The organism is Sorangium sp. So ce128 (genome assembly GCF_051525245.1).
Classification (GTDB): Bacteria; Myxococcota_A; Polyangia; order Polyangiales; family Polyangiaceae; genus Sorangium; species Sorangium cellulosum_B.
In genome coordinates, this window is record NZ_CP150313.1 from 11,340,772 (window position 1) to 11,353,026 (window position 12,255).

Annotated in this window: 6 protein-coding genes; 4 read left to right on the top strand and 2 right to left on the bottom strand. The window is 73.6% G+C overall.

Annotated features, from left to right (window positions below; genetic code table 11):
- Positions 1–274 precede the first annotated feature (274 nt).
- Positions 275–4,849, top strand: coding sequence for an AMP-binding protein (locus tag WME82_RS43035; protein ID WP_438040034.1), 4,575 nt, complete (start codon positions 275–277; stop codon positions 4,847–4,849).
- Positions 4,846–5,847, top strand: a complete 1,002-nt coding sequence (locus WME82_RS43040) for an NAD-dependent epimerase/dehydratase family protein (protein WP_438040035.1) — start codon at positions 4,846–4,848, stop codon at positions 5,845–5,847. The genes WME82_RS43035 and WME82_RS43040 overlap by 4 nt, the downstream gene beginning before the upstream one ends.
- Before the next feature lie 51 nt (positions 5,848–5,898).
- On the opposite strand, the gene WME82_RS43045 is transcribed toward WME82_RS43040, so the two are convergent.
- The gene (locus tag WME82_RS43045; protein WP_438040036.1) at positions 5,899–6,819 is read right to left on the bottom strand and encodes a DUF2267 domain-containing protein; all 921 of its coding nucleotides are present in this window, start codon (positions 6,817–6,819) and stop codon (positions 5,899–5,901) included.
- 193 nt (positions 6,820–7,012) lie between these two features.
- Positions 7,013–11,122 (bottom strand): transglutaminase domain-containing protein, encoded by a 4,110-nt coding sequence (locus tag WME82_RS43050; RefSeq protein ID WP_438040037.1) that lies wholly within the window; start codon positions 11,120–11,122, stop codon positions 7,013–7,015.
- Positions 11,123–11,272: 150 nt separating this feature from the next.
- On the opposite strand from WME82_RS43050, the gene WME82_RS43055 reads away from it, so the two are divergent.
- Both WME82_RS43055 and WME82_RS43060 read left to right on the top strand, forming a co-directional pair.
- Complete coding sequence (locus WME82_RS43055) at positions 11,273–11,716, top strand: hypothetical protein (protein ID WP_438040038.1); 444 nt, start codon at positions 11,273–11,275, stop codon at positions 11,714–11,716.
- 92 nt (positions 11,717–11,808) lie between these two features.
- Positions 11,809–12,240: a hemerythrin domain-containing protein gene (locus WME82_RS43060; RefSeq protein WP_438040039.1), complete on the top strand. Its 432-nt coding sequence runs from the start codon at positions 11,809–11,811 to the stop codon at positions 12,238–12,240.
- Positions 12,241–12,255: the final 15 nt, after the last annotated feature.

The window sequence follows — 12,255 nt, forward strand, 5'->3', positions numbered from 1 at the left end:
CCGCCGGCAAGGCATTGCCCCGAGCCCACCCGATCTGCCACGGCCCCCGTCATCCGCGCGCCACCGCGCGCCCTCGCGCGCTCTCACGCGCTCTCACGTATGAAGGCAACGCCCGGGCCGCCTCGTCCGTCCCCTGCGACGACGCCGATTCCGCGAGCAAATCGAGCAAACCGCATGCCGGAAGGGCGCGAACCCCGGTTCGCGGCACCTCACCCTTGACGCGTTCCTGCCCAGGCGCGAATTGAGCGGCCTTCCTGGAGTCTCGATGAGCCATATGGGTGTTACGAACGGGGCCGGCGCCGGAGAGGCAGTGCCGGGGTCGCCGGGTGGGGCCAAGGGCGAGGAAACCGCGGCGGCCCCGCCGCTGGTGCCGTCGCACGTGCTCTCGGGCAAGCGGCTCGTGGTGGTCGGAGGGACCGGCTTCCTCGGCAAGGTCTGGCTGGCCATGCTGCTCGCGAGGTTCCCGGAGATCGCCCACATCTACCTGCTCGTCCGGGCCAAGGAGAACCAGTCGCCGGAGGAGCGCTTCTGGTCGCAGATCGTGACCTCGCCGGTCTTCGACCCGATCCGCGAGCAGTACCCCGGGCCCGCCTTCGAGGAGTACCTGCGGCAGAAGATCACGCCCATGAACGGCAACGTCGGCCTGCCGCTGCTCGGGCTGGGCGACCGCGTGGGGGAGCTCACGGGCACGATCGCCGCGGTCGTGAACGTGGCCGGCGTCGTCGACTTCAACCCGCCGCTCGACGAGGCGCTCGAGGTCAACGCGTTCGGCATCAGCAACCTCGTCGAGCTCGCGCGGACCCTCGGGGCCAAGGTGATGCACACGAGCACCTGCTTCGTCGCAGGCTACCGCTCCGGGCTCATCGAGGAGAACCACCCGGCCGAGATCCCCTTCCCCCGCGCCGCGGGCGAGACGTGGTTCGGCGCCGCCTGCCCGAAGCGGACCCTCGATCGGTCGCACTGGGATCCGCAGCGCGAGATCAGCGAGTGCCTCGACCTCGTGCAGCAGGCGCGCCAGCGGTGCGAGGACGCCTTCCGGCAGAGCGCCTTCCTCGACGAGGCCAAGGCCAACCTGGCCGCGCGCAGCGAGCCGTGCCGGGGCAGCGCGCTCGAGAACGAGCTCGCCAGGGTGAAGCGCAAGTTCATCAAGGACCGGCTCATCGAGGCCGGCAAGGAGCGCGCGCTCTTCTGGGGGTGGACCAACATCTACACCTACACGAAGAGCATCGGCGAGCAGGTCCTCGCGAGCTCCGGGCTGCCCTTCACCATCGTCCGCCCCGCCGTCGTCGAGACCGCCGTCGAGTTCCCGTTCACCGGCTGGAACGAGGGGATCAACACCTCGGCGCCGTACCTCTACCTCGCCTCGAAGGGGCAGGTGCAGTTCCCGGGCGACCACGACGTGCGGCTCGACCTCATCCCGGTCGACATGACCGCGAGCGGCATGATCGCCTCGCTCTGCGAGCTCATCGAGGGCCGCGCGCCCGCGGTGTACCAGTACGGATCGACAGACACGAACGGCTGCCGGGTGACGCGCTACCTGGAGCTCGCCGGGCTCTACAAGCGGCGGCAGGTGTTCGAGGGGAAGAAGACCTCGCTCTTCGACGTCGTGTCGTCCCGCTTCGAGCCGCGCGGGCTGACCCGGCAGCAGTACGGCGCGCACGGCGCGCGGGCCATCGAGGGCGCCCTCCGCGGCCTCGGCGGCCTGCTCAAGACGGCGAGCGTCGGCCCCGCCGCGGCCCTCCTCAAGCCGGCGGCGGCCGCGCTCGAGAACGCCGCCAGGACCGAGCAGAAGACGGCCACGCTCCTCGAGGTCTTCATGCCGTTCGTCGCGGAGGGCGACTGGATCTACTCCTGCGCCAACACGCGCGCGGCGATGGCCCGCATGCCCCCCGAGGAGCGGGCGCGCTTCGTCTGGGCGCCCGAGAAGATCGACTGGCGCGACTACATCTGGAACGTCCACCTCCCCGGCCTGGAGAAGTGGGCCTTCCCGCTCATGGAGGAGATGCTCCGCCGGGAGATCAAGCCGCTCCGGCCCTACGACAGCCTGGTCGACCTGCTCGACGAGGTCGCCGAGCGCTTCGATCACGCGCTCTCGGTGCAGCGGTTCGAGCAGGACGGGCTCTCGCGCACGAGCTACCGCGAGCTCCGCGACGCGGCCTGCATGACCGCCGCGCGCCTCGCCGCGCTCGGCGTCCGCCGCGGCGATCGCGTGGCGCTCTCCGGCGCGAACCAGCCGGCGTGGCCCGTCGCCTACTTCGGCATCCTCCGCGCAGGCGCTGTCGCCGTCCCGATCGATCCCGGGCTCGACGCGAAGGCGTTCGCGGACGTCCTCCGCTCGTCGACAGCGAAGGTCGTCCTCTGGGACAGCGGCGTGGAGCAGAAGCTCGGCGCCGACGTGCGCGCGGCGCTGCCGAACCTGGTCGCCTTCGACATGGTCGGGTTCGCCGAGGGCCAGGTGCCCGACCTGGGCCCGGCGTCCGGCGACGGGCTCGCGGCCCCGGACGTGCGCGTGGGCAGCCAGGACGTCGCGAGCGTCGTCTACACGAGCGGCACGACCGGGGAGCCGAAGGGCGTGCTGCTCACGCACGGCAACTTCACGGCGCTCCTGGCCTCGCTGGCGCCGCTGTTCCCGCTCAAGGCGAGCGACCGCGTGCTCAGCGTGCTGCCGCTCCACCAGACCTTCGAGGTCACCTGCGGCCTGCTCCTGCCGCTGTCGCAGGGCGCGCGGATCATCTACCTCGACGAGGTCTCGGCCGATCGGGTGAGCGACGGGCTGAAGAAGGCGCGCGTCACGGCGATGGTCGGCGTGCCCGCGCTCTGGCAGATGCTGGAGCGCCAGATCGTCGCCAGGGTGAAGGAGCAGGGGCCCGCCGCGGCCACCGCGTTCAGCTGGGCCATGGAGCTGAACCGCATGCTCGGCAAGCGCCTGGGCCTGAACGCGGGGCGCCTCTTCTTCGGCAGCATCCACGACGCGCTCGGCGGCAACGTCCGCTTCCTCATCTCGGGCGGCGCGGCGCTCCCCAGGGACACGGCCGCCGTGTTCAAGGGGCTCGGCCTGCCGCTCGCCGAGGGCTACGGCCTGACCGAGGCGGCGCCGCTCCTGACCGTCACCAAGCCCTCGCCGGCGGCGAGCCCGGGGAACGTCGGCAAGCCGATCCCCGGGGTGAAGATCAAGATCGCGAACCCGGACGCGAACGGCGTCGGCGAGGTGCTCGCGCGCGGCCCCAACGTCATGAAGGGCTACGCCGACGACCCGGAGGCGACCCAGGCGGCCCTCGACGCGGACGGGTGGCTCCGCACGGGCGATCTCGGCAAGCTCGACAAGCAAGGGCGGCTCGTCCTCGTCGGCCGGCAGAGCGAGGTCATCAGCGCGGCGAAGGGCGAGAACCTGTACCCGGCCGACATCGAGCGAATGCTCGGCAAGGTCGAGCACGTCAAGGAGCTCGCCATCGTCGGGATCGACAACGGCCGCGGCGGCGAGCAGGTCGCCTGCCTCGCCGTCCCCACGGCGCCGGGCGCGAAGGGCGGCGAGGGCGACGCGGCGCTCGCGCGGGCCACGCAGCACGAGCGCGCGCTCGACGCGCTCCGGACGGCGATCCAGGCGCTGCCCAAGCCGTGCCACCCCATGGCCGTCCACCTCGACGACGCCGACCTGCCCCGCACCGCGTCCGGTCAGGTGAAGCGCTCCGAGGTGAAGGCGATCGTCACGCGCCTCGCCGCCGAGGCCGGCGCGGGCGCGGCGGCCGTCGCGCAAGACGCCGGCGCGGCGACCGCAGAGCCGAAGGCGCACGGCATGGGCGACGAGCCGATCCACATCCCCCGCCCGGTGGCCGACTTCGCCAAGCACTGGATGAACAAGGTCCAGTCCGGCTTCTACGGGAACGTCATGAGCCCGAAGGTCTACGGGCGCGCGTTCATCCCGCACAACCGCAACACGATCGTCGTCTCGAACCACGCGAGCCACCTCGACATGGGCCTCGTGAAGTTCGCGCTGGGCAGCTACGGAGACGGCCTCGTCTCGCTGGCCGCCCAGGATTACTTCTTCGAGGGCAACCGCTGGCGGCGCGCCTACTTCGAGAACCTCACGAACCTCGCGCCCTTCGACCGCAAGGGCGGCCTCCGCACGGCGCTGCGCCAGACCGGCGACATCCTGGATCGCGGGCGGACCGTGCTCCTCTTCCCGGAGGGCACGCGCAGCCCCGACGGCGGCATCCTCGAGTTCAAGCCGGCGATCGGGCACCTCGCGCTCACGCACAACGTCGACATCCTGCCCCTCTACCTGGGCGGCACCTTCGAGGCGCTCCCCAAGGGGCGCACCGTCCCGATCCGCCGCGACCTCGTCGCGCGCATCGGGCCGCCGCTCGCGATCGGCGACCTCCGGCGGCTCACCGCCGGGATGAAGTACGCGGTGGCCTGCCGCAAGGTCGCGGAGCTCACGCAGCTCGCCGTCATCAAGCTCAAGGAGGGCGGCGCCCTGGATCTGAGCCGGGTCGAGAGCATCGATCAGGCCGCCACCACCACCAAGGAGCACCCGCTCACGGTCCTGTTCCGCGAGCTCGAGTCGAAATACGTGGCGGGGCGGGTCACCCAGCCGATCACCTACTACGTGACGCTCGGCACGGAGGACGAGGCGAAGTGGACGCTGCGGATCGACGCGGCCAGCTGCGAGGCGCGGATCGGTAAGCCAAGCCAGCAAGCGGACTGTGTCCTCAAGACCACGCCCGAGATATTCACCAAGATCGTCCGCGAGGCCTACACACCGAGCCCGATGGAGTTCATGACGGGCCTCGTGAAATCGAACGACATCTCCCTCCTGCAGACCTTCCAGAAGGTTTTCGACCTCGCATGAGCCGCTATCTCGTCACCGGCGCGACCGGTTTCCTGGGATCGCACCTCGTCACGGCGCTCCGTGGGGGTGGCCATGACGTGGTGGCGCTCTGCCGGGCAGAGGCGCCCGCGCTCGCCGCGCAGGGCGTGGAGCTTCGCCGCGGAGACATCCTCGACGCGGCGTCGGTGCGCGGCGCCGCCGAGGGCTGCGACGGGGTCTTCCACTGCGCCGGGCGCGTCTCGCGGCGCCGCGAGGACGCCGAGGCGCTCTACCGGACGCACGTCGAGGGGACCAAGATCACCCTCGACGCCTGCCGCGACGCCGGGGTGAAGCGCGCGGTGATCGCGAGCACGAGCGGCGTCGTCGCGGTCAGCAAGGACCCGGGCGACGTCCGCGACGAGACGGCGGCGACGCCGATCGACCTCATCGCCGGCTGGCCCTACTACCGCTCGAAGCTGTACGCCGAGCGCGCGGCGTTCGATCGCAGCGGGCCCGGCTTCGAGGTCCTCGCCGTCAACCCGAGCATCCTGCTCGGCCCGGGCGACGTCCACGGCGCCTCGACCGGGGACATCGTGAGCTTCCTCGAGCGCCGGCTCCCCTTCACCCCCGCGGGCGGCCTCTCCTTCGTCGACGCCCGCGACGCGGCCCAAGGCATGGCGCTGGCGATGGGCAAGGGCCGCCCGGGCGAGCGCTACCTGCTCGGCGCCGCCAACATGAGCCTGGAGGTCTTCTTCCGCCGCCTCGCGCGCATCTCGGGCGTCCCGGCCCCCGCCCTGCGGCTGCCGCGGAGCATCACGCTCGCGAAGGCGGGCGCGCACCTCATCGAGCAGGCGCGGAAGCGGCTGCCGTTCGATCTGCCGGTCGATCCGGTGTCGGCCGAGATGGGCCAGCACTTCTGGTACCTCGACGCGACGAAGGCCCGGCGCGAGCTCGGCTGGACGCCGCGCGACCCGCTCGAGACCCTCGCGGACACCATCGCCGATCTGCGCGCCCGCGGCGTGGTCTGGCCGCAAGCGTAGACGGCGCGCGGCGCGCGCGGCGCGGCCTCGTCGCGCCGGGCCGATCCCGGCTCAGATGGCCCGGCGAAGCGGGGTCGGCGGGAACAGGTCCTTCATGTCGAGCGGGAGCTGACCGCGGAACCCCTCGATCTCCCCCGCGGACACGCTGTCCGCGACGGCCTCGCAGATCGCCTGCAGCACGAAGCCGGCGGCCTCGCGGTCCATGCGCAGCTCGCGCGCGACGTCGGCCTCGATGGTCGCCGTCGTGATGCGCTTGTCCGGCCCGTCGAGGAACGGCTCGAGCGACGGGTGGAGCTTCGAGGGCAGCTGCGCGACGAGGTGCCGCGCCTCCTGGGGCGTCACCCTGCGGCAGAGGCAGCCGAGGACGATCTGCAGCGCGAGCTCCGCGCGGTCGCGCTGCTGGAGGCCGCTGTGGCGCTCGACGGCGTGGATCAGCCGGCCATAGGCGCTGTCAGCGCGCGCCTTGCGCCGGGTGAGGGCGCGCACGCGGCCGTGCGAGCGCTCCGGGCGCGCGGTCCCCTCGGGGTGCAGCGCGCCTTCCGGCTTGAACCGGGCGGCCACCTCGAGCTGCGCCTTCACGACGGAGCCGGCGGCCTCCGCGTCGATGACTCCATCGGCGAGCAGATCGTCGAGGGTCACGAGGCCGACGGGCCGCCCTTGCTCGGTCACCGGCACGCGCCGACACGCATGATCGCGCATGGTGCGCACGGCGTCGTCGATCGACGCGTCGAGCTCGAGCGTCGCGATCTCGTCGGACATGATGTCGCGCAGCATCGTGCTGCGCGCGTCGAGGTCGCCTGCCACGATCTCCAGCGCGATATCGCGGTCGGTCACGATGCCGGCGAGGCGCTGGCCGTCGTGGACCAGGACCGCGCCGACGTGGTTGTCCATCATCGCCCTCACGGCGTCATAAGCGGTCGAGCGCGGGCTAAGAACGATCATTCGCGGGCGTCGATACTCTTCGAGCGACATGGCGAGTCCCTCCCCTGGGCAGCGCGTTCGGGGTTGTGCGTGCGTACGCCAGGGCGCGGCTAGCCAGAACGGTACCAACCGAGGCGGCGCGCGTGGCCGGCGGGTGGACGCGGCGCGCGGGATCGCCGATCGCCGCCGCGAGCGGACGAGCAAGAGCCTGGCGCGCCGCCAGCGCGAGGGGCGAAGCCGCTCGTCAGCGGCTCGCGCCGCGCGCCTGCGGCGACGCACCGGAGCCGCCCGCCTCGGTGCCCAGCGCGCTGCGCGCCTGCTTGCTCGCAGGCGCGACCGGCGCGAGCCGCACCATCCGGTGCAGGAGCCCGTCGACCCGCTGCAGCCAGCCGCGCCAGGCGGCGTACTGCGCCACCGGGATGGTCGACTGATCGAGGATCACGCGCTCCTTCACCACCACGGCGTTCTTGCCGGGCACCTTCGCGAAGGAGATCGTCGCCCGCCCGAACGCGCCGCCGTTCTCGTCGCCGCCCGGCGGGAGCTCGGCGAACGCGTACCCGGGGGGGGCGGTGATCGTGATCGTCCGGTTGTGGTGCCGCGGCGCGAAGCTCGGCGGCAGGACCACCGGCAGCGTGCGCTTCACGAGCGGCGCGAGCTGCGACGTCATCGTGGACGCGCCCGAGAGCGGCACGGAGAGCTCCGCGCCCTCGCGGCGGGCGAGCCCCTCGGAGCGCGCCTCGTACTCGAGCGTCGCCGCCCCGTGCGGGAGATCGGCCTGGAACGCCACCTTGGGCTTCACGTCGACCGTCGGGAACCAGCCGTACGCGAGGTACTGCTCGACCCACTGCGCGCGCGCGTCGGCCTCCGCCAGGTTCGACCGGAGCTCGAACGCCGCGTCGCCGATGTGCCGCTCCTTCGCCGCGAGCTCGCCCGCGCCGGAGGGGAGCAGCGCGATCGTCCACGCGGCGTCGACGCCGTGATCGGCGGGCGAGCTCGCCGGCGTCTCCACGATCTTCGGCGGCCCCTCGTCGACGAACAGCGCCAGCGTGCGCGCGTCCATCGCCGGCAGCGGCCCCAGGCGGCTCTGCGGGCTCGTCGCGTCGAGCCACAGGCCCGGCGCGCCGCCCGCGCCCGGGAGGTACGCGATGCCGTGATCGAACACCGGGATCGCCGCCACCTCGCTCCGGAGCAGCGAGGGCTGGCCCGTGTAGCGCGTCTGCACCAGCACCTCCGTCGCCTCGATGCCGATCGACTTGAGCAGCGTGATGAGCAGCATCGCCTTGTCGTCGCAGTCGCCCTGGCGCCGCGCCAGGAGCTCCTGGGGGCGGTTCGGCAGCCACCACTCGCCCGACACGAAGTTCACGTACCGGATGTCGTCCGCCACGAAGTCGAAGAGCGCCCGCAGCTTCGCCTCGCGCGTGGCCTTGCCCTTGGTGAGCTCCGCGGCGAGCCGGCGGACCTGATCGTCGGGCTCCATGAAGCCGGCGACCGCGCCCCGGTACCACTCCCGGAAGTCGTGCCAGCCGTGGAACGTCGAGCCCACGACGACCGGCAGCACCTCCGCGAGGTGTGGGGCGAGCGGCTCCTCGGGCACCTCGGGCGGGTCGTCCCAGATGTACCGCGTCACCTGGCGGCCGTCCTTCTCGGACCTGAGCACCCGCTCGGCCTTGCCGTTCAGTACGTCGATCGCCAGGGGGTCGCTCGCCGGCGAGTCGACGACGACCTCGTTGTAGAGGATCGGCCGCGTGTCGGTCGAGCCGACGTAGTCGATGAAATAGAACGGCGCGTCGCCCCGGCGGCCGACGGGGCCCCGGGTCCACGAGCGCACCGCGACCTCCACCACGTCCCCCGCCTTGAGCTCGGGCCAGCGCACGAACGGCTTCTGCCCGCCCGCGCCCTGCTCGTCCGGCTGCGCCACCGTGCCGTCCTTGCGGTGGACCCGCGCGAGCAGGAGCTCCGTGTCCTCCCCCTCGGCGGGGATGTCGCGCTCGTAGAGATCCTGATCGGTGCGCGGCTCGATGACGATCTCGCGCGCGTAGTGCATGAGCTGCGAGACGCGCTTGTCCGGGTGGTACGTCACGACGCGCACCCAGTGGAGCTGCCGGTCGGCCACCTCCCCCTTCTTCGCCGGGGTATGCCGTGCGCGCGAGATGAAGACGCCGGGCGCGACGAGGTGCTGCTCGTCGCGCATGCGCTGCCGGCCCGGCGCGCCGGCCGAGCCCTCGCCGAGGCGGAGCGCGAGCTCGGCCTTGAGGTACGGATCGCCGGGCGTGAGGTCGCGCGCCCGCGCGAGCGCGGCCGTGGCCACGCGCGACGCGGCGGCCGTCGGCCGCGCGCCCCCGCCGCCCTCCCGGACCGCGGCGAGCGCCTGGAACGCGGCGGGCTGGTTCGGCGCGACCTGCGTCGCGTACGACAGCACCTCGCGCGCCCACGCGACGCGGCCCGCGTCGTGGAGCGCGCGGCCGATCCGGATGACGTCCTCGGCCGACGTCTGCTGCGCGAGCGCCCCGGCGGCCGCCACCTCGAGCGCGGCGCCGCCGTCGGGCTCGAACGCGAGCACGTAGGGCGCGCCCCGCGACTCGGGCGCGATCTCGGCGAGCCGGCGCGCGGCCCGCAGCTCGAGCGCCGGGTCCAGCCGGGCCGCGGCCGCGATCTCCTGCCAGACGACGACCGGCGTCCGGTCCTTCTGCTCGCGCTCGACCGCGAGCAGCTCCTCGAGCCCGGCCCGCGTGAGCCCCGCCGTCGCGAGCTTCTTCTTGACGAGCGCCCTGAGGACGCGCGCCTCTGGATCGCGCGCCGAGCGCAGCGGCTCCTCGCGCAGCGCGGCCGCGGCCCAGTCGACCCGCTCCGAGGCGAGGTGGGCGGCGACCAGCCGGCGCTGCGCGAACGCCGCGGTGGCCCGGTCCTTCTCGGCGAGGCCCCGGGCGCGCGCGGCCTCGAGCCAGCCGCTGCGGTTCGCGCCGAACGGCGACACCCACCCCGCCAGCGCGAGCGCGTCAGCGGAGATCCCGGGCGATCGCGTCACGCGGTCGAGCAGCCCGGGCGCGCGGGGCGACCGCTGGTCGTCGGCGCCCCCGAGCGTGCGCGCCACGACGGCCGTGAGGGTCTGATCGAGCGACTGCGACGCGCCCGCGTCGAGCGCCCTGTCGAGCGCCGTCGCGACGGCGGTCGCGGGGCGCGCGCCCGGGGGCGGGGCCGGCGGCAGCTTGAGCGGCGTGAGGTCCGACGAGGTCGCGAGCGCCACGGGCCGGCGGTCCTCGTCGGTGAAGCGCACGCGGACGCGCCCCTCGTCGGCGATGGCCCCGGTGCACACCTTGAGGGCGAGCAGGTGATCGCCGGCGGGCGCCTCGATGCGCGCGGCGATGCGGTCGAGCACGAGGCGCTCGTGCGCCGCCTCGCTCGCGGCGACGTCGGCGCCGTCCCACAGGAGCCGCACGGCGCCGGTCGCGGCGACGTGGGCGAGCATCGGCTTGCGATCGAGCGCGGCCGGGACGGTCACGCGCGAGGCGAGGTACGTGCAGGTCTCGGTGCGCGGATGGATGTAAAGATCGAGCGGCACGCCGCGCGCCGTCGACGCGGCGGGCAGCACCCTGCGCCACGCGACGTCGTACACCCCCCAGGCGTAGCGGGCGCTCATGTCCGAGAAGCGCTGGCCTTCGCCCTCGGGCCCCTCGCGGAGCGCGAGCCCGCCGCCCGAGTTGTCCTGGAACGGGCCGAGGACGGCGAACGCCTTGACGAGCCCGGACGGGTCCGGGGGCGCGTCGTACGAGACGGCGCGCGCGCCCGGCCACGTCGCCGCCGGCGGCTCCGGGGCGAGCGAGGCGGCGAGCCAGCGCGCCTCATCGGCGAGCGGCGAGGAGGACGCCCCGATCTGCGCGAGGCCTTCCCGGGCGCGGCCCTGCGCGGCGCGGTCCGCGAGCGCCGCCGCGATCACGAGCCCGGCGAACGCGTCGTCGCCGCCCCGCCGCGCCCGGACCAGCGCCGCGCCGAGCATCTCGTCGGGCGTCGCGGCGGTCCACCGCAGCGCCAGCACGATGGGCGCGCGCTTCTCGGACGCAGGCGCGCTGCCCGCCGCGGGCGCGCTCGCGCCCGCCTTCGCGCTCCCGGCTCGCGGCGCCGGCGCGCTGCCCGCCGCGGGAGCGTCCGCCCCCGCCTTCGCGCCCCCGGCTCGCGGCGCCGGCGCGCTGCCCGCCGTCGTGCCTCCCGGACGCGGCGACTGTGCGTTGCCCGCCCCGGGCGCGGCGATCGCGAGCAGCGCGGCGAGCCACCCGCCCCCGCGGAGCGCGCGGGCGCGCGCGCGTCGATCTCGTCCTCGTCGATCCCGTCGATCTCCCCCCGGCGAGCTGCGCTCCATCGAACCTCGCTTCCCGGCCACGGCATAGCGCGGGCCCGATCGCGGCGCGAGCGCGGCGATCACGCGCGGGTGCAGCCGCGCCGCGCGCGCCGCACCCGCGCGCCGTGCGCGAACTTGGCCGGCGAGCCCGCGGCCCCCTACCGTGCGCGCATGCGCCGCGCTTCACGATGGCTGCTCTCGGCGGTGATGGCCCTGACCACGCTCACGGCCTCGCCAGCATCGACCTTCGCCCGCGACACCAAGGTCGAATGGAAGAGCGTCGACGTACCCGCGGGCGAGGGCCAGGCCCAGCGGGCTCGAGCGCTGCGCGGCATGCTCTCCAGCGCCGCGAAGAAGGCGGACTTCGGCACGGCGAAATCGGTCGTGCTGAGCGCGCGTGTCGTCGAGTTCACCTCGGCCACGCGGGGCGACGTCCACCGCGTGAGCTGCACCGTCGTCGGCCGCGTCGTCGGCGGCCCCACCGCCCGCTCGCGCATCTCGTTCGGCGGCAGGCCGAGCGAGCGACAGGCGCTGGAGAAGCAGGTGCTCGCCATGGTCGCGAACGGCGTCGTCGGCCGGCTCGCCGCGATCGTCCGCGCCCGCGCGCATGACTGACGCGCACGACGGAGCCGACCTGCTCCACCGCGGGATCGCGCCGCGCTCCGCTCGACCCTCCACGGGATCTGGACTACGACGGCCCGCACCTCATGGAACTGGACCGGATGGTGAGCGAGCTCTTCCAGGAGGAAGAGCTCGCTCGCGACACGGCGAAGAAGCTGATCGAGCTGGCGCAGCGCTCCACGGACGAGGCGAGCGCCGAGCGCGCGAGCCTGCTCGCGTTCCTGCGTGGACCGATGGAGCGACACATGCGCTACGAAGAGACCGCCCTGTTCCCGCATTTCCAGGCGCGCGGGCTCGCCGAGGAGGTCCAGGTGGCGCTGAAGCAGCACGCCGCCGTGCGTGAAGCGACCGACGCCCTGGCGGGCGTTGCGCAGGGCGACGACGTCGCGCGGGCCATCGTCGATGTCGCCCGGCTGCTCCTGCACCATACAAATTTCGAGGGCGACTACATTTATCCAGAGCTCACCCACGACGAATGGCGCGAGCTGATGAAGGAAACCGTTCCGCAGGGCATCTGAGGTGGTACGCATGAA

Coding starts and splice junctions, on each gene's coding strand:
- WME82_RS43035 (WP_438040034.1), top strand. CDS start 275: ATGGGTGTTACGAACGGGGCCGGCGCCGGAGAGGCAGTGCCGGGGTCG.
- WME82_RS43040 (WP_438040035.1), top strand. CDS start 4,846: ATGAGCCGCTATCTCGTCACCGGCGCGACCGGTTTCCTGGGATCGCAC.
- WME82_RS43045 (WP_438040036.1), bottom strand. CDS start 6,819: ATGTCGCTCGAAGAGTATCGACGCCCGCGAATGATCGTTCTTAGCCCG.
- WME82_RS43050 (WP_438040037.1), bottom strand. CDS start 11,122: ATGGAGCGCAGCTCGCCGGGGGGAGATCGACGGGATCGACGAGGACGA.
- WME82_RS43055 (WP_438040038.1), top strand. CDS start 11,273: ATGCGCCGCGCTTCACGATGGCTGCTCTCGGCGGTGATGGCCCTGACC.
- WME82_RS43060 (WP_438040039.1), top strand. CDS start 11,809: ATGGAACTGGACCGGATGGTGAGCGAGCTCTTCCAGGAGGAAGAGCTC.